This window comes from Pseudarthrobacter sp. NPDC080039, assembly GCF_040702335.1.
GTDB lineage: Bacteria > Actinomycetota > Actinomycetes > Actinomycetales > Micrococcaceae > Arthrobacter > Arthrobacter enclensis_A.
Genome location: NZ_JBFBKY010000007.1, coordinates 97839 through 120719, shown reverse-complemented (window position 1 = coordinate 120719; position 22881 = coordinate 97839). Strand labels below are relative to the sequence as shown.

Here is a 22881-nt window from a genome sequence, read left to right as displayed (position 1 = left end):
GGACGGCAGCTTTGTCAATCGCGCATCTGGACCCCGTCGAGGCAACCCGTGGATCGGATGCGAGCCGCAAACCTCCCCAGGACATCGCGGCCGAACAGTCGGTCCTGGGCGGCATGATGCTGTCCAAGGATGCCATTGCGGATGTGGTGGAGATCCTCCGCGGGCAGGATTTCTACCGCCCGGCACACGAGACCATCTATGAGGCCATCATCGACCTCTACGGCCGGGGCGAGCCCGCGGACGCCGTCACTGTGTCCGACGAGCTGACCAAGCGCGCTGAAATCAACAGGATCGGCGGCCCGGCCTACCTCCACGAGCTCATCCAGACCGTTCCCACCGCGGCCAACGCCGGGTATTACGCGGAGATCGTGGCCGAGCGCGCAGTGCTCCGCCGGCTGGTAAACGCCGGAACCAAGATCGTGCAGCTGGGTTATGGCTCCGACGGCGAGGTGGAGGACCTGGTCAACCAGGCGCAGGCAGAGGTTTATGCCGTAGCGGAACGCCGCACCGCCGAAGACTATGTGGTGCTGAAGGACGTCATGGAGTCAACGGTGGACGAGATCGAGGCGTCCGGCCACCGCGGGGAGGGCATGACCGGTGTGCCCACCGGCTTCTACGAACTTGATGAACTGACCCACGGACTACACCCGGGCCAGATGATCGTCATCGCCGCCCGCCCGGCCGTCGGTAAATCCACCTTTGCCTTGGATTTCGCCCGCTCCGCAGCCATCAAGAACAACCTCTCCACGGTGATGTTCTCCCTGGAAATGGGCCGGAACGAGATCGCCATGCGCCTGCTCTCCGCCGAGGCCACCATTGGACTCCAGGACCTGCGCAAGGGAACCATCAAGGACGAGCAGTGGTCGAAGATTGCCACCACCATGGGCAGGATGAACGATGCCCCGCTGTTCATTGACGACAGCCCCAATATGTCCCTGATGGAAATCCGGGCCAAGTGCCGCCGGCTGAAGCAGCAGCATGATCTCAAGCTGGTCATCCTCGACTACCTGCAGCTGATGAGCTCAGGCAAGAAGGTGGAATCGCGCCAGCAGGAAGTTTCCGAGTTTTCCCGTGCGCTCAAGCTCCTCGCCAAGGAACTCCAGGTGCCCGTGATCGCCCTGTCGCAGCTGAACCGTGGCTCGGAACAGCGCCAGGACAAGCGGCCCATGGTCTCTGACCTCCGTGAGTCAGGTTCCATCGAACAGGACGCCGACATGGTGATCCTGCTGCACCGTGAAGACGTCTATGACAAGGAATCGCCCCGCGCAGGGGAAGCGGACATCCTGGTGGCCAAGCACCGTAACGGCCCCACCAAAGACATCGTGGTGGCGTTCCAGGGCCATTACTCCCGATTCGCCAACATGGCGGGCGACTCGGGGGGCGGCGGCTTCTAGGCTCCGTTAGCGGCGGCTGCGGGAGCCGCGCCGGCCAGCAGGTGGTTGGGCAGCCGGTTGCCCGGAGCTGTCCCCCGGATTTCCAGGAGCTCGCGGGCATGTGCGTGGAGCCGCTTGTCCTCCCCGCTGACCGGCACCCAGGCGGGGACCGGCACCGAGTTGCCGTCGCCGTCGCGGGCCACCATCACCGTGAGGCAGTACGTGGTGAGGTGCAGCTCCCGGCCCTTTGGGTCGCCGGACCGGACGTGGACAGCGATATGCATGCCCTTGGTGCCGGTGTAGACCAGCCGGGCTTCGACCTCCACCACATGGCCGATCAGCAGGGGCCGGTAGAAGCGCACGCCGCCGGAGAAGACTGCAACGGTGTCCCGTCCGCAGTAGCGTGAGGCACACACATAGGCGGCCTCGTCGATCCATTTCATGACGATGCCGCCATGGACCTTGCCGCCCCAATTAACGTCGGTGGGGGCGGCCATGAAGCGCAAGGTCACCCGCTCCGCCGTTCCGGCATCGGTATATTCCTGCCCGTTCATAGCTTCGACGATCCGCTCACGGACCTTGATCCTGGCCAGCGCGTGGTCGCGCTGCTCGATCTCGGCAGGCGTCGCGGGCTCGAACTGCTGCACTGGAATGGGTTTGCCGTCCTCGCCGACGGCCACAAAGATCACCATGCACTGACTGCGCATCGTGGCCGGGCCGCCCTTCGGATCCCCGGACGAGACCACGGTGTGGATTTGCATGGAGGACCGGCCCGTGTAGACGATCGTGGCCTCCACTTCCACCATGTCGCCGCTGTTGACTGGATCGGCAAAGTGGATGTTTCCCACGTAGGCGGTCACGCAGTAGGACTTGGCCCATCCCACCGCTGCGGCATACGCAGCCTTGTCCACCCACTCGAGCACGGTGCCGGCGTCCACGGAGCCGCTGTGGCCCACGTCGGTGGGAGCGGCCAGGAATCGGAGGGTTACGGAGTTGGGGCGGCCGGTCTCAGTCATGCTGCGATCTTACTGACGGCGCAGGTTACCGGCCGGTTCGGTCCTGCGGGGGACTGCCGGCGGTTAAAGTGCGGCGGCGGCCGCGCACCCGGGTGCACAACCGCCGTCGCAGGTCTCTGGAAGAGTCCGCTAGGCCAGGACTGACAACCTCGAATTGCTGCGGCTGAAGAGGAGGCGGTCGAGGGACAGGCGGCCGGCGCCGGTGAGCGCCAGTGCGAAGGCTGCTGTGGCCAGGAGCAGGACAAGCTCATATCCTCCGTTTGCGGCGAAGATACCTGCCGGGGCATGCACCAGGAAGAGGGCGCCCAGCATGTCCAGGACAAGGAGTGCGGCAACCACGCGGGTGAGGACCCCAAGGATCAGGGCAATACCGCCTGCCAGTTCAAGGACCGCAACGGCGGGCGCCATGACGTCGGCGGCCGGTACGCCCATCTTGGCGAACGACGCCTGGGTGCCGGCTATGGTCCACTCAGTGAACTTCTGCCACCCGTGGGCCGCGAAGAGGAAGCCGAGGATGATCCGAAGGGCGGTAAGGGCTGTGGTGGTCAGTCGTGAATGGTTCATGGATCCCACTCTCTCCAAGAGATAGTTGAACTGTCAACTATCTCTTGGAGAGAGTGGGCCTTCTCATGACGGCTCCTTTCCATGGGTTGCCCCGGTTAGGCTGGCACCGTGCCCCACCAGCCTGCTCCCACGTCCACGTCCACGTCCACGTCCGCGGCCGGAAGCCGGGGGCCGGCCAGGGAGATCCTCCGCCTCGCCGTTCCGGCCTTCGGTGCACTGGTGGCGGAGCCCCTCTTCCTGTTGGCGGATTCCGCCATCGTGGGACACCTCGGCGTCGCCCAGCTCGCGGGAGTGGGGCTCGCCTCCGCCGTGCTGCAGACCATTGTGGGGCTCATGGTCTTCCTGGCTTACTCCACGACGCCCGCTGTTGCCCGGGCCCTGGGCGAGGGGCAGTTGGGCAAGGCCCTCGCAGCGGGGCGCGACGGCGTCTGGCTGGCACTGCTCCTCGGCGTGTTCCTCGCAGCTGCCGGCTTCGCGGCTGCTGACCCGCTCATCGGCCTGCTTGGTGCCGAAGACAGCGTTCGGACCTATGCCATCGAATACTTCCGATGGTCCATGCCGGGCCTGGTGGCGATGCTGTTGATCTTTGCCGGCACCGGGGTGCTCCGAGGGTTGCAGGACACCCGGACGCCCCTGGTGGTGGCTACTGCCGGCTTCGGTGCGAACATCGTGCTGAACCTCTGGCTTGTCTATGGTTTGGGCCTGTCGGTGGTGGGTTCGGCCCTGGGCACCAGTGTTGCGCAATGGGCCATGGCAGCGGTGTATGTAGTGATGGTCCGCCGGAGCGCCGTGCGCCACGGCGTGGCCCTGCTGCCAAGTTGGCGGGGCATCCGCACCATGACGCGCGTGGGCTCATGGCTCATGCTGCGTACACTCAGCCTCCGCACCGCCATCCTGGCGACGGTGCTGGTGGCCACCGCGCAGGGTGAAGTCAACCTCGCAGCCCACCAGCTGGCCATGACCATTTTTTCGTTCCTTGCGTTCGCCCTGGACGCCCTGGCAATCGCCGCGCAGGCGCTCATTGGGAAAGAGCTTGGCGCGTCCAATGCGGCGCGGGCAAGGCTGTTGACCGGCACCATGATCCGCTGGGGCGCGGGTTTCGGGGTGGTGACCGGCCTGCTCCTGGCCGCGGCAGCCCCCTGGGCCGGTGCGCTGTTCACGCCCGACCCGCAGGTGCAGCACGTCCTGGCCCTTGCCCTCTGGGTCCTGGCCGCCGGCCAGCCTATTGCCGGCTACGTCTTTGTCCTGGATGGTGTGCTGATCGGTGCCGGCGACGCGCAGTATCTCGCCCTGGCCGGCCTGGTGAACCTTGGCGTCTACTCGCCGCTGCTGGTATGGGTTGCCCTGTCCGGCGCCGCGGGGGCTCCCGGGCTCGGCTGGCTTTGGGCGGTTTTCGCGCTTGGGTACATGGCGGCACGCGCGGTAACCCTGGGCCTGCGTGCCCGGTCAGACCGGTGGATGGTGCTCGGTGCGGGCTGAACCGCGGTTGCGCCTACCGAAGGGCCCCGGGCAGCCCGTCCGGTTAGACCTCCCAGCAGCCCCCACTAAACTGGACCGGTGACGCAACCATCCACCCCCGCGGGCGCTGCTCCCGCAACCACCCCCCGCATCGACCTCTGGAGGCCGGTCCTGCTCCGCGCCGCCGCTGCCCTGGTGTTTGGCGCAGTGACGGTCTTCTGGACGTCTCCCTCCGTTGAGGTCATGGGCTGGGCCGGCGGCCTTTACCTGCTGGCGGCCGGCCTGGTGTCCCTGCGGACCGTCCCGGCAGCGGGGCTCGCACAGAACTCGGGCAAGATGCTGTCCGCCGCCGGAGCGGTCCTGGCCGGTGCCGGCTTCGCCGTGCTCCTCCTGCACAGTGACCTGTTATTCGGGGTGATAGCAGCCCTGGGTCTGGGAGTGGCAGGCCTCCTCGAACTCGCCTGCGGCCTGCGGCACAGGGGCCGCCATGTGCTTGCGCGTGACTGGATCGCGTCCGGGGTCATCGGGATTGGCACAGCGGCGCTGCTGCCGTTCTTCGTCAGCCTCGGCGCCCATGCCCTGCTTGGCGTCACCGGCGGAGGAGCGATTGTTTCGGGCGTCCTGTGGGTACTTTCGGGCCTGACGCTGCGGCATGATGCCCGCGGCGTTGCAGGAAAGCCGTAAACTAGGGGGAGTGCCCTTCTACTTTCTGTAGAAAGATTGGCGCGACACCGCAATTCGTACACCAGGCCGGCCCAGCGCCGCCTGCAGGGAGGAACCACCGTGGCTGACCAGCATCAGGGAAAACCGCGCAAGCTGCGGACCTCGGTGAAGGGGCCGCTGATGTTTTCCGCATTCTGGGCCGTTGTCGCCTTCGTCGCCGTATTGATCTTTGCCTCCGGCGGAAGCGCCCGTACGCCCCGGTTCGACCTTGCCTTCACCGCGGCGGGCATCGCCTTCATCGTCACCCTGGTGATCGCGGCAATGCTGTCGATGAGCTACAAGGAGAACGCTGAACACCTGGGCAAGGGGTCGGGCGTAAACCTGAGCTCGGCGCCCAAACCATCCCCGCAGGGCCGGCCCGGCCATGGGTTCGGTGCTCCCGGCAGCCAGGACCCGACGGCTTCGGGCGATGGCACGGGCGGACCAGACCGGGGCTAAGCTAGCCCGCCGCGGCCTGCCTGGCGCGGTAGGCGGCAACGTGGGCCCGGTTGGCGCAGTTGCCGGTATCGCAGTAGCGCTTGGACCGGTTCCGGCTCAGGTCCAGCACGGCGGCGTCGCAGTCCTCTGACGCGCACATGCGCAGCCGGTCCCTCTCCTTGCTTCGGATCACGTCAGCCAGGGCCATGGCAGCCTCGGTGCCCATCCGGTCCGCCAGCGGTGCCTCGCGCGCGGTGGCATGCAGGTGCCAGTCCCACCCGTCGTGCTTCATCAGCTGGGGCAGCGCGTTGGCGTCCCGCAGCAGCCGGTTGACCGCCTCCACGGCGGTGTCCTCGTCCGCCGTCCATACCGCGGCAAGTTCGCTGCGCAGCTGCCGCACGCTCTCGAGTTCGGCGGCATCCCTGCTGCGTGCCCCGGAGAATCCTTCAGCGTCCAGGAAGCTGTCCAGATCGGCAATGGAGGCCAGCCCCTCCCTGCCGTTCGTGGCCGTGTTGATGAGGTTCACCACCGTCCGCAGTGCCACTTCAGTGTCAGGGGCGAAAACCATGTTGACTCCTTACAGCACCGAAGCGTAGTGTCATGAGCATTACCCCACTTTACTCCTGACAGGAGGCAACGGTGCCTGCCGCCAAAAACCCCATCTCCGCCCCGGAGCTGCCCGGTACAAGGACCGGCTTCCTGGCATCCGGGCTCGGCATCGCGCTGTTCTCCTCTGCCGTCTTCGGCCTGTCCGGCTCGTTCGCCAAGTCACTGCTGGAAACCGGCTGGTCCCCCGGGGCGGCCGTCACCGCCCGCCTCACAGGCGCCGCCCTAATCCTTGCGGTCCCCGCCGTGTCCGCACTGAAGGGGCGCTGGCACCAGCTGCGGGACAACTGGCTCACCATTGTGCTGTTCGGGCTCGTCGGCGTGGCGGCCTGCCAGTTGTTCTACTTCAACGCGGTGGCGCGTCTGTCCGTGGGCGTCGCGCTCCTCCTGGAGTACCTGGCTCCGGTGATTATCGTCCTGTGGCTCTGGGCTGCCAGCCGCCGCCGCCCGCGCGTGCTGACTGCCGGCGGGACGCTGCTGTCCCTGGCAGGGCTGGTCCTGGTCCTGGACCTCACAGGCGCCGTGAAGGTGGACGTGGTGGGGGTCCTTTGGGGCATGGCTGCAGCGGTATGCCTGGCCATCTATTTCTTCATCACGGCCAAGGAAAATGACACACTTCCGGCCATTGTGCTGGCGTCGGGCGGACTCATGGTGGGTGCCGCGGCCATGTGGCTCGCTGCCGCCACCGGCCTGCTCCCCATGGCCTTCAATACTGAGGACACCACACTGGGTGCCTGGACCACGCCCTGGTGGGTCTCCCTCGCGGGGCTGGTGGTGCTGGCCACCGTCCTGGCCTACGTCTCGGGCATCATGGCAGCCAGGGCCCTGGGTTCCAAGGTGGCCTCCTTCGTGTCACTCACCGAGGTTCTGTTTGCCGTGGTGTGGGCGTGGCTGCTGCTCGGGGAGCTGCCGGGCGCGATCCAGCTCCTGGGCGGCGTCCTGATCGTCGGTGGGGTCATCCTGGTCCGGCTCGACGAGCTGCGGGCCTCTGCCGCCCTGGCTGGCGGGAAGGCTGCGCAGACGGGGGCCTCACCGCTGGAGCACGCGAACGACGTCGAGCCCGTCCCTTAGCCGGGCCCGTCCCCTTAGGGGCGGCCCCAGTGAAGCCGGCCCCGGCCGTGGGCGCTGCGGCTCCTTGGCTGAGTGCCGACGTCGGACGCAAACAGGAAAGGGCAGGGACACCGCATGGTCTCCCTGCCCTTTCCGGATACCGGCGGTAAGCCTAGTGGGATGCCTGGCTCTGCTCCTCGGCGTTGCGCTTGGCCTGCGCGCCGGCTTCCTTCAGTGCCTCGGCAACCTTGGTGAGCATGGCGGTGTGGGTACCGGACCACTCGTTGCGGAACTTGGTGGCGTCCGGGCCTTCCCAGTTGGTGCTGCCCAGAACCTTGGTGAGGGTGGACTTCTGCGTCTCGATCTCGGACGCGCCTGCCTGAAGCTTGCTGCCGAGCTGGCGAAGCTGCTCAACGTCTGCACCCCAAATAGCCATCAGTTTCTCCTTGATAGGTCGTGGATCCGAACCAGATCGGCATCCCCAGCGGCCCCCCGGCTCATCCGGAAGATCCATTGCCTAAAACCTATCCCGGCCCCCAAACAGTGTCGATGGGCAGCGCTGCCCATGCCGGGCTTCCCATGACGCCGGGTGGAGACCATGAAAAAAGGGGGTCGATCCCAGGCATTCGGAGAGCCTAGCATGGCGGTATGTGCCGGAATATCCGAACCCTCCACAACTTCGAGCCACACTCCACGTCCGAGGAAGTGCATGCGGCCGCACTGCAGTATGTCCGCAAGATCAGCGGCAGTACCAAGCCGTCCAAGGCCAACCAGGAAGCGTTTGACGAGGCCGTGCATGAGATCGCGCACATCACGCAGCATCTGCTGGATTCGCTGGTGACGCAGGCGCCGCCCAAGGACCGGGAGGCGGAGGCGGCCAAGGCGAGGGCCCGTGCCGCGGTCAGGTACGGTGCGGCCTGACCCTGGTCCTGGAGCGTGCCCCTTTGGCCTGGGCCTGGCTTTGGTGCCGTCCGAAGCTGCGCAGCCGCAGCGAGTTGGTGACCACCAGGACTGAGCTGGCAGCCATGGCGGCGCCCGCGATCATCGGGTTGAGCAGCCCCAGGGCGGCAACGGGGATTCCCATCGCGTTGTAGAAGAACGCCCAGAACAGGTTGGTCTTGATGGTGGAAAGGGTCCTCCGGGACAGTTCGATGGCCTGCGCCACCTGGGCAAGGTCGCTGCCCATCACCGTCAGGTCCGCGGCTTCGATGGCCACGTCCGTCCCCGAACCCATGGCAATGCCCAGGTCGGCCTGCGCCAGTGCGGCGGCATCGTTGACGCCGTCTCCCGCCATGGCCACCGTCGCGCCGCCGGCCTGGAGCGTCCGCACTGCCTCGACTTTCCCTTCCGGCAGGACGCCGGCGTAGACATCGCCGGGAGCGATGCCGACGGCGGCAGCAACCCGGGCAGCGACCGCGGCATTGTCCCCGGTCAGCAGGATGGGCCGCAGGCCCAGCCCTTTCAGGCGCGCGACGGCGTCGGCGGAACCTTCCTTGACGGTGTCCCGCAGGCTGATGATTCCGGCCGGGGTGCCGTCAACTGCCACGCAGATGGCGGTGGCACCCCCTTCCTCGGCAGCCGCGAGCTGGGCTTGTTGCGAGGCATCCAGCGCGATTCCGTTCCCCAGCAGCCAACCGCTCCGACCGGCCGTTACGTGCCTGCCCTCAACGGTTCCGGACACTCCGCCCCCCGGGGCGGAAGCGAAATCCTGCACCTGCGGGAGGATGCCGCCGTCGTTCACAGCATCTCCCGACCGTGCGGCCGACGCCGCTGCTGCCGCAATGGCGTGTGCCACCGGGTGTTCGGAGGCGGTCTCCACGGCTCCCGCCAGACGGAGGACCTCGCGGTCATGGAAACCACTGAAGGCTGACATGGCATCCACGGCCAGGACGCCCGTGGTGACGGTCCCGGTCTTGTCCAGCAGGATGGTGTCCACCGTGCGGGTGTCCTCCAGGACCTGCGGGCCCTTGATCAGGATGCCCAGCTGTGCACCCCGTCCGGTGCCGGTGAGCAGGCCCACCGGGGTGGCCAGGCCGAGGGCGCAGGGGCAGGCAATCACCAGGACGGCGACGGCGGCCGTGAAGGCTTGCCGCAGATGGCCGCCATCGGCGTCCGGACCGGCCAATAGGAGCCAGAGCACGAACGTCAGGACGGCGATGCCCAGGACCACCGGGACGAAGACGGCGCTGATGCGGTCCGCGAGCCGTGCGATGGGGGCCTTGCCGGTCTGGGCCTGCGACACCAGCCGGGCCATCTGGGCAAGGGTGGTCTCGGAGCCGACCCGGGTGGCCCGCACCAGCAGGCGGCCGGACGTGTTGATGGTGGCACCGGTGACCCGGCTGTCAGGACCGACCTCCACGGGAACCGATTCGCCGGTGACCAGGGAGGCGTCCACGGCGGAAGCGCCGTCCACCACCACCCCATCGGTGGCTATCTTCTCACCCGGGCGGACCACCAGGACGTCGCCCACCCGCAGACGGTCGGCGGGAATCTTCTGTTCGCTTCCGTTGCGCAGGACCGTGGCGTCTTTGGCCCCCAGGTTCAGCAGGGCCTGCAGGGCGTCCCCGGCCTTCTTTTTGGCGTTGGCCTCCAGGTACCGGCCCAGGAGCAGGAATGCAGTGACCACGGAGGCAACCTCGAAGTACAGGCCGCCGGACATGTCCTCCATGCCCGGATGCGCCGTCATGCCGGGGTCGGCCAGCAGCTGCCACGCTGAAAACAGGTACGCCGCCGCCACTCCGAGGGACACCAGCGTGTCCATGGTGGAGGCGAGGTGCCGGGCGTTGATGGCAGCCGCGCGGTGGAAGGGCCAGGCCGCCCACGTGACCACCGGCAGCGCCAGTACCGCAGCCACCCAGCCCCAGTTGGGGAACTGGAGCGCCGGGACCATGCTCACCAGGAACACCGGGACGGTCAGGATGGCGGCCAGGACCAGGCGCGGGCGAAGCCGGGAAGCGGGAATCGCGGCTGGCTGGTCCGCGGGCCCGGTTTCCGGAGCAGGGGTGTGTTGTGGCCGGACTTTTGCCTTGTAACCAGCTGCTTCCACCGTTGCGGTGAGCTGCTCGTCAGTGATGCCCTCCGGGACCGTGACGTAGGCCGACTCGAGTGGCAGGTTGACGGTGGCGGCCACTCCCTCGAGCTTGCCGAGCTTCTTCTCCACGCGGTTGACGCAGGAGGCGCAGGTCATCCCCTCGATGTCCAGTTCGACAACGCGGGTGCCCGGCGGGTGCAGCAGTTCCTGGCTCATGTCACCTTTCAGTGTTGGGAGGGGTTCTAGGCTTCGTTGGCCACCACCAGGTAGCCGGCTTCGGCGACGGCTTCGCCGATTTCCGCGGGGGAGAGTTCCTTGCCTGAAGTGATGGTCACGGTGGAGATACCGCCGGCGTTCAGGTCCACGGCCACTGCTTCAACGCCGTCGATGGCTTCCAGTTCTTCGCTGACTGCCGACACGCAGTGTCCGCAGGTCATGCCCGAGACGCTGACGGTTGTGGTGGTGGGTGAGGTGGTGCTCATGGCTTGCTCCTTCATGTGGTGCCGGTGCTGGCCGGGGTGGATTGTGGACTCTGGGGTCAGCGCAGCAGGCGGCCAATGGCGTCGGCAGCTTCCTTTACCTTGGCGTCAATGGCTTCGGCACGTGCATCGGGATCCGGCTCGGAGGCCGCCCCCACCACGCAGTGGCCGATGTGTTCCTCCACCAGGCCAAGGCTGACGGCGTGCAGGGCCTTGGTGACGGCGGCAACCTGGGTCAGGATGTCGATGCAGTACTTGTCCTCATCCACCATCCGGGCGATGCCCCGCACCTGGCCCTCAATGCGCTTCAGGCGCCGCAGGTACGCGTCTTTGTTTCCCGTGTACCCGTGCTCTTGCACAGTTCGGGCATCGGGGGCCGACCCCGTAGCTGCCACGGTGGCAACGGCTTCTTCAGTGGCGTCCATGCCGCAAACATATACCCCATAGGGGTATCAGCACAAGTACCCCTATGGGGTATCCGACCGGAACCCGGCCATGAATTGGTGGCACTGTGACGAAGGCGTTCAGGGCACAAAAAAGCTCCGGAGTGCGTTATTGGGGGATACGCACTCCGGAGCAGCTCTTGGGCAATTCCGGCTTCCACCTGGGTGGATCGGCCTTGCTTGAACCAGCTTACTGGCTGGTACGGCACTGCGCCAGCATCCCGAATAACTACTTTCGCTTTACTTTAAGCAGGCCCCAATGCCGGGTATTTTGCCGGAAAGCCCACGCTAAGGCCGGTCTTCATGCGCCGGCATCCGGTAGGGCACCACCAGGACCGGGCGGCTTTGGTGATGGCTCAGCCACGCCCCCACCGATCCATTGAGGGCCTCCGAGAGCCAGTGCGAGAATCCCCGTTCGGAAGTGCCAACAATGATGATCGGGGAATCCAATTCGGCTGCCACCTGGCCCAGGGCCCGGGCCGGATCGCCGGTGAGTGTGCGGAAGGACCAGTCCAGCGTCCCGCGGTCCGGCGGCAGGTTGTCCACCGTGGCCTGGACCTGCGACTTCAGGCCTGTGGTGAGGGCCAGCATGTCGTCGTCGGCATCGGGGTGCAGTGAAAGGCGGTGCGCGGACCGGGCAGGATCCCATTCCACCAGGTAGCTGGCCTCGTCCACATAGGCGCAGACCAAAGGCACCCCCAGCCGGGCAGCCAGCATGGCCGCAGTTTGGAGGACCTCCGGGTGCTGCTTGGGCATGATCCCCACCAGCAGCGGAGCAGTATTGATGTGTTCCCCTGTCATGCGGCCAATTGTCCGCCTGGCCGCGGGGTGTGAACAGGTCCGTTCGGCCCGGAAAGACGCGCAGCACCGCCGCCCGGGCGGCTACTGGGGGTCGGCGGGGTATGCCGTGACCACCACGTTCTTGCCCCACGGGTCCTCGGTGTAGCAGCTGATGAGGACAAGCCGGTTGGGCACCATGTCCCACACGGCGCTGTCCTTGAGTCCGGACTTCAGGTACGTCGTGATGCTGTCCACCCGGTAGCTGATGGTTCCGGCTGCGGTTTCCACCTCAATGTGGTCGCCGACGGCCGCCGCCGAACTGAGGTGGTTGAAAGGGGCATCCGCGCCTTCCCAGCTGTGGCCAATGACGTAGGTGGTGTTGCCGGAGCCTTTCCCCGGGACTCCGAACGGCGTCAGCCAATAGCCATCCTTCGTTGCGGGCGGTTCGATAGTCCGGCTGGACTGGGCTTCACCGTCCAGGTCCAGTGGATGGATGGCCACGTCGAAGGCTGCCGACGGATAACGGATGTGGATGGGCGGGGCTGCGGCCGGAACTTCGGGCCCTGCTGCTTCCGAAGAGCTCGGCGTTTGGGCTTCCGCAGGCTGGGCAGGCCCAGCTGCTCCGGCCGCGGCCCCGCCATCAGAGGGTGCTGGGGCCGCAGGGGCAGTCCTGGCGGCAGGCAACGGCGCAGGGCGGGCTAGGGCTGTGGGGTGGGACAGGGCCGAAGGCTGGAACAGGGGAGCGCCGAACGTGAACGACAGGAAGGCGAGGAATCCACACACCAAGATGGCCAGATCGCCCCGGTTCCACCGCAGGATGCCGCGCCGCATGGGCGCTGCGTGCCGGCTTCGATCCTGGCCCATTGCATTCCTTACGGGTCGGCGGGGGTGGAAGGAAGGCGCCCCGCCGGGCACTGGCAGAACGCCTTCCTTGTCAGGGGCCACGGGCGGTGGCGGTGTTCCGGCTAGCCGCCGGTGTGCAGCGGACGCGACTGGCGCCGTACTGCCACTGCGGTCCCCGCGGCAGCCAGCGCTCCCAGGCCGGCGAGCCACCCCGGCAGGCCATCGGGTGCTCCCACCGCGGTCTGGGCGTTGTAGCCCTGGTTGGTTCCGACGGCGACCGGGGCCGGGACAGCAGCCTTGGGTGCGGAAGTCGGCGTCTGGGCGGGGGCTGTAGCGTTCGGAACCACAGTGACGAGACCTGTTCCGGTGTTGGTTACACCGGTGCTGGTGCCGCCGCCGCCAGTGTTGGTTCCGCCGCCGCCGGTGTTGGTTCCGCCGCCGCCGGTGTTGGTGCCGCCGCCGCCGGTGTTGGTGCCGCCGCCGCCGGTGTTGGTGCCGCCGCCGTTGCCGTTGCCGCCGCCGCCGGTGTTGGTGCCGCCGCCGCCGGTGTTGGTGCCGCCGCCGTTGCCGTTGCCGCCGCCGTTGTTGGTTCCGCCGCCGTTGCCGCCGCCGTTGTTGGTTCCGCCGCCGTTGCCGTTGCCGTTGCCGCCGCCAGTGTTGGTTCCGCCGCCGCCGTTGTTGGTTCCGCCGCCGTTGCCGCCGCCGTTGTTGGTTCCGCCGCCGTTGCCGTTGCCGCCGCCGTTGTTGGTTCCGCCGCCGTTGCCGTTGCCGCCGCCGTTGTTGGTTCCGCCGTTGCCGCCGCCATTGTCAGTTCCGCCGCCGGCGTTGCCGCCGCCGTTGTTGGTGCCGTTGACATTGAATTCCAGCGGGATCACGGCGCTTCCGTCCGAGTGGGCTAGCGCAGCCTGGTCGGAAGCCGCGATGGCCGGTGCTGTGAGGCTGATAAGGCCAAGCCCCATCACCCCCATTGTTGCTAAGGTGCGTTTCATTTTTTCTCCCCAGATATGTCAAACGGACCATGGCGAGGGAAGGCCAGCGGTTAAGCCCTATGCCTCAGCAGCACGGTCAGCTTGCTTTGAGATTTCAGGCTAGGGGCGCCGCCGAAGGCAGTCGCCAGTAGGGGGTACTTGTCTTTTCCCCCGGCTGGCCAGGCAAGTTACCTGCCAGTACCCGAAGTCTCGTCCCGGTTACCTGCTTCTGCGGGAGCACCTTGTCCACGGCCACGGCCACGCCTACCGTTTTAAATGGGTGAAGGAGGTGAGCGGTGGAAATCTTCATGTGGTGGCTGGACCTGGACCTGGCCAGCAAGGAGTGGCTGCGGCAAAACCTCCGTGCGGAGGATCTGCCCCTTCCGGTGCTCCAAGGCATCGCGGAGGCCGGCGGTCCCCATCCGGGGAACCCGGCCGGCGTCCTGACGGCGGCGGACTGGGATTTCATCGAGACCCAGTCGGAGTTCGTGGACTGATCCCCCGCCGGGACGGGGGGTTTGCAGGGCTGAAAACCGTTGCGCCGGGGCCCATCCGGTGGTTGCATGGTCCGCATGGCAACGGCGTCAGAAACATTTGTCCTGGCAATCGGCACGAAAAAGGGGCTGTGGCTGGCCACGAGCCCGGACAGGCAGGACTGGTCCCTGACCGGCCCGCATTTCCTGATGGCGGAGATTCCCAGCATCGGGATCGATACGAGGGAAGGCCGTACCCGGATCCTGGTGGGGGTCCGCAGCCCGCACTGGGGACCCACGGTTGCGCACTCGGATGACCTGGGTGCCACCTGGACCGAACCGGAACAGGGCGCCATCAGATTCCCTGCGGACACGGGGGCTGCACTGGAGCGCGTCTGGCAGATCTACCCGGACGCCGGGTCCCGGCCCGGAGTGGTGTGGGCAGGGGCCGAGCCGATTTCCGTGTGGAAATCCACGGATGGCGGCGAACACTTCGAGTTGAACCGCGGCCTGTGGGACCACCCGCACCGCAGCGAGTGGGGAGCGGGCTACGGCGGCGCCGCAGCGCATTCAATCGTTGTGGACCCGGCCGGCGAAACGGTGCACGTAGCCATGAGCACCGGTGGGGTCTACCGATCGCTCGATGCCGGCGCCTCCTGGGAACCGCGCAACAAAGGGATCTCGGCCTACTTCATGCCGGACCCCAACCCCGAGTTCGGCCAGTGCGTGCACAAGATCGCCGCCGACGCCGGGGCGGCGGGACGCCTTTACGCCCAGAACCACCACGGCGTGTACCGGACAGACGACAATGCGGACACCTGGAAGTCCATCGCCGAGGGCCTGCCGGCCGACTTTGGCTTCGTGATGCTGACCCATCCCAGGCGCGAAGGCACCGCGTGGGTGGTGCCGCTCAAGGCCGACGGCGAACGCATCCCTCCGGATGGGAAGCTCGCCGTCCACCGCACGGACGACGCCGGAAATACCTGGAAGCACCTGAGCGCGGGCCTTCCCGACCATGAGTACAACAGTGTGCTCAGGGACGCAGCGTCGGTGGACAGCGCTGAACCGGCAGGCGTCTACTTTGGTACGCGCGGCGGCACGGTTTACGCGAGTGCGGATGAAGGGGAAACGTTCAGGGAGGTGGCCTCCCACTTGCCCGATGTCCTGTGTGTCCGGGCGGCAGTGGTGGCCGGTGCCTGACATTGTGCTGCTGCTCCCCAGCGTTCTGCAGCCCCTGGCCGGCGGGCAGTCCGTACTGACTGCGCCCGCCGACGGGCCGGTGACGGTGGCAAGCCTGCTTGATGCGGTTGCCGCGGAGTATGCCGTACTTGGCAGGCGGCTCCGCGACGAAACCGGGTCGCTCAGGAGGTTCGTCAACATCTATGTCGACGGCAATGAGGTGCGGCGGCTGCAGGGCATGGAAACCCAGGTCTCACCGGGACAGGAGGTCCTGGTGATCCAGTCCGTTGCAGGCGGGTGACGCGAAGGGCCGATGGCTGGCGGGCAGTCCTGGCTGACTACACCCGCCGTACCGGATCCGGCTTCCGGGTCACAGCTCCTACGCCACCCGCCAGACGCTGCACTCATCGGTATTGATGGCTTTCCGGACGCCCGTGATCCGGTCCAGGATCCACACCACGCCAATTCCGGGTGCCGTTTCCTGCACGCTGCCGCGGCGGATCACCACGTCGTCGTAGGACGGCCCCACCGAAAGGCGGGCTTCGATTTCGTCGCCGCGGTGGAGCTGGTCCAGGGCGCGCACTCTGGTTACATGCGGGGTCGCTTTCTTCAACATCGGGGCCTCCTGGCTGGAGCTGGTGCCGGCTCTTGCCTGCACTAACCAGTGTGTGCGTCCAATGTTGCCGACCGGTTTCCTGGCTGTTAGGGACCGGTTAGTTCTTTAATCCGCAACTGTTTCCACCTCGTAGTCCGCCTCACGGTTGCGGTAGGCGGCCAGGAACGTGGAGATCCGCCGCACGGCTTCCTCAATCTCGCGGACCGACGGAAGGATGACGAACCGGAAGTGGTCCGGGGTGGGCCAGTTGAAAGCCGAGCCGTGGGATACGAGGATCTTCTGGTCCTTGAGCAGATCCAGCACAAACTGCTCGTCGCTGGCGATCGGATAGAGCTCCGGGTCCAGCCGCGGAAAGAGGTACATGGCGCCGGACGCAGGAACACAGGTGACACCGGGAATGGCCGTGAGAAGTTTGTGGGCGAGGTCCCGCTGCTCGCGCAGCCTGCCGCCCGGTTTCACCAGTGCCTCAATGCTTTGATACCCGCCCAGGCAGGTCTGGATGGCGTGCTGGGCAGGAACGTTGGCGCACAGGCGCAGGGAGGCCAGTAACTCCAGTCCTTCCCGGTAGGCCGCAGTGGCGGCCAGCGGCCCGGTGACGGCCACCCATCCTGCCCGGTAGCCGGGCATGCGGTACGCCTTGGACAGGCCGCTGAACGTCAGGCAACACACGTCCTCGGCTACGGATGCCGTGTGGATGTGGGTGGCACCGCCGTACAGCACCTTCTCGTAGATTTCGTCCGAGAACAGGACCAGGTTGTGCTTCCGCGCCAGGGCCGCGAACTGCTCCAAAATGTGGCGAGGGTAGACGGCGCCGGTGGGATTGTTCGGGTTGATGATCACGATGCCCTTGGTACGGCTGGTGATTTTTGCCTCCACATCGGCCATGTCCGGCCACCAGTTGTCCGCCTCGTCGCAAAGATAGTGCACGGGCTTGCCGCCGGTGAGGGTCACGGCGGCCGTCCAGAGGGGATAGTCCGGCGCCGGGACCAGGATCTGGTCGCCGTTCTCCATGAACGCCTGGAGGCACATGGAAATCAGTTCGCTGACGCCGTTGCCGATCACGATGTCCTCGACCCCAATGTTCATCAGTCCACGGGTCTGGTAGTACTGCGAGATGGCCGTCCGGGCGGTGAAGATGCCTTTCGAGTCGCTGTAGCCCTGGGCGCCGCGCAGGTGGTGGATCATGTCGACCACCACCGACTCCGGTGCTTCCAGGCCGAACGGTGCCGTGTCCCCGAGATTCATCTTCAGGATCCGGTGGCCCTCGGCCTCCATGTTCTTGGCTGCCTGGAGGATCGGCCCCCGGAGTTCGTACCGGACGTTCTCGAGCTTGCTGGAATGCTGCATGGCGTGCATGGCTGATTTTTTCACAAAGCCGGGCAGCGGATGGCAGCCGGGCCATACTGTGGACGCCTCCCGGCATCGCCGCGCCCATCGGATAAGTTTGGGACTTGTAGTACTGCCATTCCGCAGTAGTGCATGGCGGTAGCGGAAGGAAGTACCCCACGTGGGCGGTGTGCTCATCGGACTGGCGGTGATCGGCGTCGTCATTGCCGTGGGTTATGTCGCCGCGCGGTGCGGCCTGGGCGATGAACCCACCATCTCCGCACTGACCCGGACCGCCTTCTTCATCACCAATCCGGTGCTGCTCTTTACCGTCGTGCTGAAATCGGACCTCTCCGTGGTCTTCTCCGCCTATGTGCCGCTGGCCATGATCACAGCCGCGGTCACCGGACTGCTGTACGTGGCCGCCAGCAGGATCTGGTTCCGGCGGCCCATGGCCGAAACGGCGGTCGGCGCGATGGCCGGGTCCTACGTGAACGCCAACAACATCGGCATACCCATCACGCTCTACGCATTGGGTGACGCCACGGCGGTGGCTCCCGTCCTCCTGGTCCAGCTGCTCCTGTTCGCCCCGTTGGTCCTGACCCTGCTGGACCTCTCCGAGGCCGGCCGGTTCTCACCAAGGCTGGTCCTGACCCAGCCCTTCCGCAACCCCCTGATCATCGCCTCGCTCCTGGGCGTGGTCCTCGCCGCGTTCCACGTGCAGCTGCCGTCCCCGGTGATGGCGCCGTTGACCCTCCTGGGGGGCGCGGCGGTCCCGGTGGTGCTCCTGGCCTTCGGCATGTCGCTGCGCGGGACCACGATGCTCCGCAGCGGGGGGCACACAGCGGAAATCCTCACCGCCACGGCACTGAAGTCCGCCGTGATGCCGGCGGTGGCGTTCGTCGTCGGACGTTTCCTCTTCAACCTGGACCACCGCATGCTCCTGGGGGTCGTGCTCATGGCAGCCCTTCCGTCGGCGCAGAACGTGTTCCTGTTCGCGAGCAAGTACGGGCGCGGCGTGGCGGTGGCACGCGAAACCATCCTGCTCACCACGGCCGCCGCAGCCCCGGTCCTGGTCCTGGTCGTCTGGCTGCTGGCGGCCTGACAAGCGCGCGCCACCCTACCGCCCGGGGCGCCGGCCGGGCAAGAATGGGCACATGGAACTTCCCGTGATGCCGCCCGTCCCGCCCATGCTCGCCAAGGCCGTCAGCGGCATCGACGGAATCCCGGGAGGCGGGGAGCTCAGCTATGAACCCAAGTGGGACGGGTTCCGGTCCATCATTTTCCGCGACGGGGATGACCTGGAGATCGGCAGCCGCAATGAAAAGCCCATGACCCGCTATTTCCCGGAACTCGTTGCGGCGCTCAAGGAAAACCTGCCGCCGCGCTGCGTGGTGGACGGCGAAATCATCCTGGTGGGTGCCTCCGGTGACCGGCTTGATTTCGACGCCCTGCAGCAAAGGATCCATCCCGCCGCCAGCCGGGTACAACTGCTGGCACAGCAGACACCGGCAAGTTTCGTGGCCTTCGACCTCCTGGCCCTGGACGCCGACGACTATACCGGCAGGCCTTTTGCGGAGCGGCGTGCGGCGCTGGAGAAGGCGCTCGCGGCCAGCAAGGCACCCGTGCACCTGACGGCCGCCACCACGGACAAGGACACGGCGGCGCGGTGGTTTGAGCAGTTCGAGGGCGCCGGACTGGACGGCATCGTGGCCAAACGCCTGGACGGCCGGTATGAGCCGGACAAGCGCGTCATGTTCAAGGTCAAGCACGAGCGCACCGCGGACTGCGTTGTGGCCGGCTACCGGCTGCACAAGAGCGGGCCGGACGCCATTGGCTCGCTGCTGCTGGGCCTGTACAAGGACGACGGCGGCCTGGCCAGCGTGGGCGTGATCGGCGCCTTCCCGATGAAACGGCGCCAGGAACTGTTCGAACAGCTCCAGCCCCTGGTGACGGACTTCGACAACCATCCCTGGGCGTGGGCCAAACAGGCAGAAGGCGAACGGACCCCGCGGAATGCCGAAGGCAGCAGGTGGAGCGCCGGGAAAGACCTGTCCTTTGTCCCGTTGCGGCCCGAATTGGTGGTGGAGGTCCGCTACGACCACATGGAGGGCGAGAGGTTCCGCCACACGGCCCAGTTCAACCGCTGGCGCCCGGACCGGGATCCGGAATCGTGCACCTATGAGCAGCTGGAGGAGCCGGTGAACTTCGACCTCGCCTCAGTGTTGGAGACCGGCAGGTAACCACGGTGGTGCGTGGCCGCAGGCGGGTCCGCCACGGTACGTATCCAACAGATACGGGGGCGCTGGGCCGGGGATACCATTGTTGAACCGTTCCCGAAGATGGCAGCCCATTGGCTTCCGCACAACGGGACAGATCATTACACCAGGAGATAAATGCTGTGGCAGAATCACCGACCAAGAGCCGCCATGCGCGGGATGAATCTGCCAGGATAAATGCCATGCTGTCGGATCACCCAGTGATCGCCAGCATCAAGGATGAGGATGGCTTGCGGGCAGTTCTGACGGCGCCGTGCCCTGTTGTCTTTGTCCTCTTTGGATCCGTGATGTCGATCAGAGGGATCGTGGAGACGCTCAAGTCGGCGGGCAAGACGGTTTTTGTCGATGTGGATCTCCTTGATGGCTTCGCCAGCAAGCCGGTCGTGGTTGATTTCCTCAGAACAAACACCCATGTGGACGGCATTCTCAGCTCAAAGGCTGCCATGGTACGGGCGGCGAAGACGGCGGGATTCCTGTCGATTCACCGCCTCTTCCTGATTGACTCGTTCAGCTACAACAATCTGCCCAAACAGGTTTCCGTATCAGGCGCAGACGCTATTGAGATCCTGCCGGGATGCATGCCCCGCGTGATCTCCTGGGTTTGCGAAGACATAGATCTTCCGCTGATTGCCGGCGGCCTGGTGTGCGACAAGGAGGACGTGATCGGGGCGCTGGGCGCAGGTGCCACAGCAGTGGCTTCGTCAAACCGGGACGTCTGGCGCATGTAGCAGAAATTCGAACTGCCCCTAGGCAGACCTCCGGCCACATGCTAGAGTCCTTCTCAACTTAAAACTTCATACTTGTTCCGGGCTCTGCCCGTGACGGTTGCTAAAAATTAGAGAACAGCGGCCCCCAATTCCAAGGGGATCGCTGTTCTCTTTTTTTGTGCCTTTCCTGGACAAGGTGGAGGTTGAGCCAGCGCGCAAAAGCGCCAATGCCTAAAATGAACGGAAACAGACAAATTGACAACCCTCAAACGCGAAGAGATCGTAAGCGCCTACGTCGATATCCTCGGCAGCGACCGCGTCATCACGGATGAGCAAACGCTGCGGGAGAACAGCGTCGATCGCTATTACAAAGTCGAGAATGTCTTTGGCATTTATTCATTGCCGCTGCCGGCGGCAGTCGTCAGGCCCGGGACCCCGGAAGAAGTTTCGTCAGTACTAAAACTGGCGAACGAATACGGAATCAGCGTCGTACCCAAGACCGGAGGGTCAGCAACCGAGGGCGGCCTTGAAACCGTCGTTGAGAATTCTGTCGTTGTTGACGGGTCATCAATGAACGAGATCATCAACATTGACACCGAAAACATGCTGGCGACGGTCCAGTGCGGCGTTCGGCTGCAGGATCTTGAGGACGAACTTCGAAAGATCGGCTACACGACCGGGCACTCCCCGCAGTCCAAGCCAATCGCGCAGTTCGGCGGCCTCGTTGCAACGCGGTCCATTGGACAGTTCTCGACTCTCTACGGTGGCATCGAGGACATGCTCGTCGGCGTGGAAACGGTGTTTGCCAATGGTGAGATTTGCCGAATCAAGAACGTCCCGCGCCGGGCGGCCGGACCGGACATCCGCCACCTGGTGCTTGGAAACGAGGGAGCCCTCAACTTCATCACCGAGGTAAGCGTCAAGATCTTCCGCTACTTCCCTGAAAATAACCGGTTCTACGGTTATCTGCTGGACGACATGAAGACCGGCTTCGAAATCCTCCGGGAAGTAGTGGCCCAGGGCTACAAGCCTTCTGTTGCCCGCCTTTACGACAAGGAGGATGGGCTGTACCACTTCGGGCATTTTTCCGAAGGCCGTTGCGTACTGATTTTCATGGCGGAGGGTCCCGAGCTCATCGCCGATGCCACCGGGAAAGCCATCGAGCAGATTGTCTCCTCCTTCAATACGGCTGATCGCGTCGCAGACTCGCTGATCGAGGACTGGTTCAACCACCTGAACTGGGACGTCTCCAAAATCGAAGAGGAAAGGGTGGAGATACGCGAGACATTGAACAACGGCTTCACCACTGAGATCTCCGGAAACTGGAGTGTCATCAACGACATTTACAACAATGCCATTGCACGAATCCGGAAGGAAGTGCCGGCACAATTCAGCCTCCTGGGTGGCCACTCCAGCCACAGCTATCTCAATGGAACAAATATGTATTTCGTCTATTACTACAAGATAGACGTGGACCCCACCGAGGAACGCACGGCCTACCACGACCCGATCCAGAACATCATCGTGGAGGAAACGCTCAAGCTCGGCGGTTCAATGTGCCATCACCACGGTGTGGGCAAGCACCGGACGCACTTTCTCGCAGAAGAATACGGCTCCTCGCTGTACATGCTGGAAGCTCTCAAGTCTGCCTTCGACCCGAACGGAATCATGAATCCAGGGACAATCTTCCCTCTCTGATCCAGCTCATTACCAATTAAGAACCAGGGAGTTTGTATGCCCGATTTGAACATTGCCGATTTTCAAATGAGCTTTTTCTCATTGAAAGGCAAGAATGCGATCGTAACCGGCGGAAATACCGGCCTCGGTCAAGCCTTCTCACTTGCGCTGGCCAAGGCAGGAGCCAACGTATTGGCAGCCAGCATCATGCCTGACGATGGCAGCACGGCGACCATGGTTGAGGAAGCCGGTGCAAAATACGCCTACATCATGTCCGACATCACGGAAAAGGGAAACCCTAAAAAGGTTGTGGATGCCTGCATATCCGAGTTTGGAAGCGTTGACATTCTCGTCAATTGTGCCGGACGCAGCATCAACGAACCCGACGTCCTCAACTACACCCGCGAACAGTGGGACCCAATGGTGGCGCTGAACCTGACAGCAGCCTTCGAAATGTCCCACGAGTGCGCCAAGCACATGGTTCCGCAGGGCAGCGGCAAGATCATCAACATCTGCTCGGTCTTCACATTCCTGGGAGGACAATGGTCACCGGCGTATGCAGCCACCAAGCACGGCATTGCAGGATTCACCAAGGCCTACTGCGACGAGTTGGCCCAGTTCGGTGTGCAGGTCAACGGCATTGCGCCCGGCTACTACGCAACCGAACTAACCACTGCCACCAGATCTGACCCGGAAGCCAATCGCCGGGTCCTGGACCACATCCCGGCAAACCGCTGGGGCCAGACCCAGGACCTCATGGGCGCGACAGTATTCCTGGCCAGCCGGGCGTCCGACTACGTCAATGGCCACATCCTGAGCGTCGACGGCGGCTATCTGGTGCGCTAGGCGCCGTCAAAGCAGATGAGGAAATGA

The 22881-nt window shown here is 65.2% G+C and carries 26 protein-coding genes; 14 read left to right on the top strand and 12 right to left on the bottom strand.

Annotated features, from left to right (window positions below; all coding sequences use genetic code 11):
* Window positions 1–11: 11 nt before the first annotated feature.
* Window positions 12–1394: a replicative DNA helicase gene (gene dnaB, locus AB0313_RS10580; protein WP_141944884.1), complete on the top strand. Its 1383-nt coding sequence runs from the start codon at window positions 12–14 to the stop codon at window positions 1392–1394.
* Here dnaB and AB0313_RS10575 read toward each other — a convergent pair.
* Together AB0313_RS10575 and AB0313_RS10570 are read right to left on the bottom strand one after the other, a co-directional pair.
* Window positions 1391–2389: a hotdog domain-containing protein gene (locus tag AB0313_RS10575; protein WP_366305431.1), complete on the bottom strand. Its 999-nt coding sequence runs from the start codon at window positions 2387–2389 to the stop codon at window positions 1391–1393. The genes dnaB and AB0313_RS10575 overlap by 4 nt on opposite strands.
* A gap of 129 nt (window positions 2390–2518) precedes the next feature.
* A complete protein-coding gene (locus AB0313_RS10570; RefSeq protein WP_307309315.1) occupies window positions 2519–2953 on the bottom strand; it encodes a DoxX family protein in 435 nt (144 codons plus the stop codon).
* A 183-nt stretch (window positions 2954–3136) separates the two neighbouring features.
* Here AB0313_RS10570 and AB0313_RS10565 point away from each other — a divergent pair, with 183 nt between their 5' ends.
* The 3 genes from AB0313_RS10565 to AB0313_RS10555 all read left to right on the top strand — a co-directional run bounded on the left by AB0313_RS10565 (window position 3137) and on the right by AB0313_RS10555 (window position 5572).
* Entirely contained in the window at window positions 3137–4432 is a 1296-nt protein-coding gene (locus AB0313_RS10565) for an MATE family efflux transporter (RefSeq protein ID WP_307309336.1), read from the top strand.
* A gap of 78 nt (window positions 4433–4510) precedes the next feature.
* Window positions 4511–5095, top strand: a complete 585-nt coding sequence (locus tag AB0313_RS10560) for a hypothetical protein (protein ID WP_366305429.1) — start codon at window positions 4511–4513, stop codon at window positions 5093–5095.
* Between the two features lie 99 nt (window positions 5096–5194).
* The gene (locus tag AB0313_RS10555) at window positions 5195–5572 is read left to right on the top strand and encodes a hypothetical protein (protein ID WP_141944890.1); all 378 of its coding nucleotides are present in this window, start codon (window positions 5195–5197) and stop codon (window positions 5570–5572) included.
* 1 nt (window position 5573) lies between these two features.
* Here AB0313_RS10555 and AB0313_RS10550 read toward each other — a convergent pair whose 3' ends face one another.
* Window positions 5574–6119 carry a CGNR zinc finger domain-containing protein gene (locus AB0313_RS10550; RefSeq protein WP_307309310.1) on the bottom strand — a complete coding sequence of 182 codons (546 nt, stop codon included), beginning with the start codon at window positions 6117–6119 and terminating at the stop codon, window positions 5574–5576.
* A 71-nt stretch (window positions 6120–6190) separates the two neighbouring features.
* Between AB0313_RS10550 and AB0313_RS10545 the strand changes: the two genes are divergently transcribed.
* A complete protein-coding gene (locus AB0313_RS10545; RefSeq protein WP_174237558.1) occupies window positions 6191–7228 on the top strand; it encodes a DMT family transporter in 1038 nt (345 codons plus the stop codon).
* A gap of 151 nt (window positions 7229–7379) precedes the next feature.
* Here AB0313_RS10545 and AB0313_RS10540 read toward each other — a convergent pair whose 3' ends face one another.
* Entirely contained in the window at window positions 7380–7643 is a 264-nt protein-coding gene (locus AB0313_RS10540) for a WXG100 family type VII secretion target (protein ID WP_141944894.1), read from the bottom strand.
* Between the two features lie 212 nt (window positions 7644–7855).
* Here AB0313_RS10540 and AB0313_RS10535 point away from each other — a divergent pair, with 212 nt between their 5' ends.
* Complete coding sequence (locus AB0313_RS10535; RefSeq protein WP_366305426.1) at window positions 7856–8128, top strand: DUF2277 domain-containing protein; 273 nt, start codon at window positions 7856–7858, stop codon at window positions 8126–8128.
* On the opposite strand, the gene AB0313_RS10530 is transcribed toward AB0313_RS10535, so the two are convergent.
* The 6 genes from AB0313_RS10530 to AB0313_RS10505 form a co-directional block, all read right to left on the bottom strand.
* Entirely contained in the window at window positions 8109–10454 is a 2346-nt protein-coding gene (locus tag AB0313_RS10530; RefSeq protein WP_366305424.1) for a heavy metal translocating P-type ATPase, read from the bottom strand. The two genes, AB0313_RS10535 and AB0313_RS10530, sit on opposite strands and share 20 nt — an antisense overlap.
* 26 nt (window positions 10455–10480) lie before the next feature.
* Entirely contained in the window at window positions 10481–10720 is a 240-nt protein-coding gene (locus AB0313_RS10525; RefSeq protein ID WP_141944900.1) for a cation transporter, read from the bottom strand.
* A 56-nt stretch (window positions 10721–10776) separates the two neighbouring features.
* Window positions 10777–11142: a metal-sensitive transcriptional regulator gene (locus AB0313_RS10520; RefSeq protein WP_141944902.1), complete on the bottom strand. Its 366-nt coding sequence runs from the start codon at window positions 11140–11142 to the stop codon at window positions 10777–10779.
* A 306-nt stretch (window positions 11143–11448) separates the two neighbouring features.
* Window positions 11449–11961: a universal stress protein gene (locus AB0313_RS10515; RefSeq protein ID WP_141944904.1), complete on the bottom strand. Its 513-nt coding sequence runs from the start codon at window positions 11959–11961 to the stop codon at window positions 11449–11451.
* Between the two features lie 81 nt (window positions 11962–12042).
* Window positions 12043–12804 (bottom strand): class F sortase, encoded by a 762-nt coding sequence (locus AB0313_RS10510; RefSeq protein ID WP_366305421.1) that lies wholly within the window; start codon window positions 12802–12804, stop codon window positions 12043–12045.
* A 101-nt stretch (window positions 12805–12905) separates the two neighbouring features.
* Window positions 12906–13772 (bottom strand): hypothetical protein, encoded by an 867-nt coding sequence (locus tag AB0313_RS10505; protein ID WP_366305419.1) that lies wholly within the window; start codon window positions 13770–13772, stop codon window positions 12906–12908.
* Window positions 13773–14047: 275 nt separating this feature from the next.
* On the opposite strand from AB0313_RS10505, the gene AB0313_RS10500 reads away from it, so the two are divergent.
* From AB0313_RS10500 to AB0313_RS10490, 3 genes are all read left to right on the top strand, one after another.
* Window positions 14048–14248 carry a hypothetical protein gene (locus AB0313_RS10500; protein WP_141944910.1) on the top strand — a complete coding sequence of 67 codons (201 nt, stop codon included), beginning with the start codon at window positions 14048–14050 and terminating at the stop codon, window positions 14246–14248.
* A 66-nt stretch (window positions 14249–14314) separates the two neighbouring features.
* Window positions 14315–15424, top strand: a complete 1110-nt coding sequence (locus tag AB0313_RS10495; RefSeq protein ID WP_366305417.1) for an exo-alpha-sialidase — start codon at window positions 14315–14317, stop codon at window positions 15422–15424.
* Window positions 15417–15704, top strand: a complete 288-nt coding sequence (locus AB0313_RS10490) for a MoaD/ThiS family protein (RefSeq protein WP_141944912.1) — start codon at window positions 15417–15419, stop codon at window positions 15702–15704. The genes AB0313_RS10495 and AB0313_RS10490 overlap by 8 nt, the downstream gene beginning before the upstream one ends.
* 78 nt (window positions 15705–15782) lie before the next feature.
* Here the strand turns inward: AB0313_RS10490 and AB0313_RS10485 are convergent, their stop codons facing one another.
* Both AB0313_RS10485 and AB0313_RS10480 read right to left on the bottom strand, forming a co-directional pair.
* Window positions 15783–16019, bottom strand: coding sequence for a hypothetical protein (locus AB0313_RS10485; RefSeq protein WP_141944914.1), 237 nt, complete (start codon window positions 16017–16019; stop codon window positions 15783–15785).
* A 105-nt stretch (window positions 16020–16124) separates the two neighbouring features.
* A complete protein-coding gene (locus tag AB0313_RS10480) occupies window positions 16125–17375 on the bottom strand; it encodes a pyridoxal phosphate-dependent aminotransferase (protein ID WP_307309280.1) in 1251 nt (416 codons plus the stop codon).
* 151 nt (window positions 17376–17526) lie between these two features.
* Here AB0313_RS10480 and AB0313_RS10475 point away from each other — a divergent pair, with 151 nt between their 5' ends.
* The 5 genes from AB0313_RS10475 to AB0313_RS10455 all read left to right on the top strand — a co-directional run bounded on the left by AB0313_RS10475 (window position 17527) and on the right by AB0313_RS10455 (window position 22854).
* Window positions 17527–18450, top strand: a complete 924-nt coding sequence (locus AB0313_RS10475; RefSeq protein WP_366305414.1) for an AEC family transporter — start codon at window positions 17527–17529, stop codon at window positions 18448–18450.
* Between the two features lie 52 nt (window positions 18451–18502).
* Window positions 18503–19588, top strand: a complete 1086-nt coding sequence (locus tag AB0313_RS10470; RefSeq protein WP_141944918.1) for an ATP-dependent DNA ligase — start codon at window positions 18503–18505, stop codon at window positions 19586–19588.
* A 158-nt stretch (window positions 19589–19746) separates the two neighbouring features.
* Window positions 19747–20352, top strand: a complete 606-nt coding sequence (locus tag AB0313_RS10465) for a glycerol-3-phosphate responsive antiterminator (protein ID WP_366305412.1) — start codon at window positions 19747–19749, stop codon at window positions 20350–20352.
* Window positions 20353–20586: 234 nt separating this feature from the next.
* Window positions 20587–22029 carry an FAD-binding oxidoreductase gene (locus AB0313_RS10460; protein ID WP_366305410.1) on the top strand — a complete coding sequence of 481 codons (1443 nt, stop codon included), beginning with the start codon at window positions 20587–20589 and terminating at the stop codon, window positions 22027–22029.
* An 81-nt stretch (window positions 22030–22110) separates the two neighbouring features.
* Window positions 22111–22854 (top strand): SDR family NAD(P)-dependent oxidoreductase, encoded by a 744-nt coding sequence (locus AB0313_RS10455; RefSeq protein ID WP_366305408.1) that lies wholly within the window; start codon window positions 22111–22113, stop codon window positions 22852–22854.
* Window positions 22855–22881 lie beyond the last annotated feature (27 nt).

What these genes read in the sequence shown, in the direction of transcription:
- AB0313_RS10575 (WP_366305431.1), bottom strand. Translation starts at nt 2,389, where the DNA reads ATGACTGAGACCGGCCGCCCCAACTCCGTAACCCTCCGATTCCTGGCC.
- AB0313_RS10570 (WP_307309315.1), bottom strand. Translation starts at nt 2,953, where the DNA reads ATGAACCATTCACGACTGACCACCACAGCCCTTACCGCCCTTCGGATC.
- AB0313_RS10550 (WP_307309310.1), bottom strand. Translation starts at nt 6,119, where the DNA reads ATGGTTTTCGCCCCTGACACTGAAGTGGCACTGCGGACGGTGGTGAAC.
- AB0313_RS10540 (WP_141944894.1), bottom strand. Translation starts at nt 7,643, where the DNA reads ATGGCTATTTGGGGTGCAGACGTTGAGCAGCTTCGCCAGCTCGGCAGC.
- AB0313_RS10535 (WP_366305426.1), top strand. Translation starts at nt 7,856, where the DNA reads ATGTGCCGGAATATCCGAACCCTCCACAACTTCGAGCCACACTCCACG.
- AB0313_RS10530 (WP_366305424.1), bottom strand. Translation starts at nt 10,454, where the DNA reads ATGAGCCAGGAACTGCTGCACCCGCCGGGCACCCGCGTTGTCGAACTG.
- AB0313_RS10525 (WP_141944900.1), bottom strand. Translation starts at nt 10,720, where the DNA reads ATGAGCACCACCTCACCCACCACCACAACCGTCAGCGTCTCGGGCATG.
- AB0313_RS10520 (WP_141944902.1), bottom strand. Translation starts at nt 11,142, where the DNA reads ATGGACGCCACTGAAGAAGCCGTTGCCACCGTGGCAGCTACGGGGTCG.
- AB0313_RS10515 (WP_141944904.1), bottom strand. Translation starts at nt 11,961, where the DNA reads ATGACAGGGGAACACATCAATACTGCTCCGCTGCTGGTGGGGATCATG.
- AB0313_RS10510 (WP_366305421.1), bottom strand. Translation starts at nt 12,804, where the DNA reads ATGGGCCAGGATCGAAGCCGGCACGCAGCGCCCATGCGGCGCGGCATC.
- AB0313_RS10505 (WP_366305419.1), bottom strand. Translation starts at nt 13,772, where the DNA reads ATGAAACGCACCTTAGCAACAATGGGGGTGATGGGGCTTGGCCTTATC.
- AB0313_RS10495 (WP_366305417.1), top strand. Translation starts at nt 14,315, where the DNA reads ATGGTCCGCATGGCAACGGCGTCAGAAACATTTGTCCTGGCAATCGGC.
- AB0313_RS10485 (WP_141944914.1), bottom strand. Translation starts at nt 16,019, where the DNA reads ATGTTGAAGAAAGCGACCCCGCATGTAACCAGAGTGCGCGCCCTGGAC.
- AB0313_RS10480 (WP_307309280.1), bottom strand. Translation starts at nt 17,375, where the DNA reads ATGCACGCCATGCAGCATTCCAGCAAGCTCGAGAACGTCCGGTACGAA.
- AB0313_RS10470 (WP_141944918.1), top strand. Translation starts at nt 18,503, where the DNA reads ATGGAACTTCCCGTGATGCCGCCCGTCCCGCCCATGCTCGCCAAGGCC.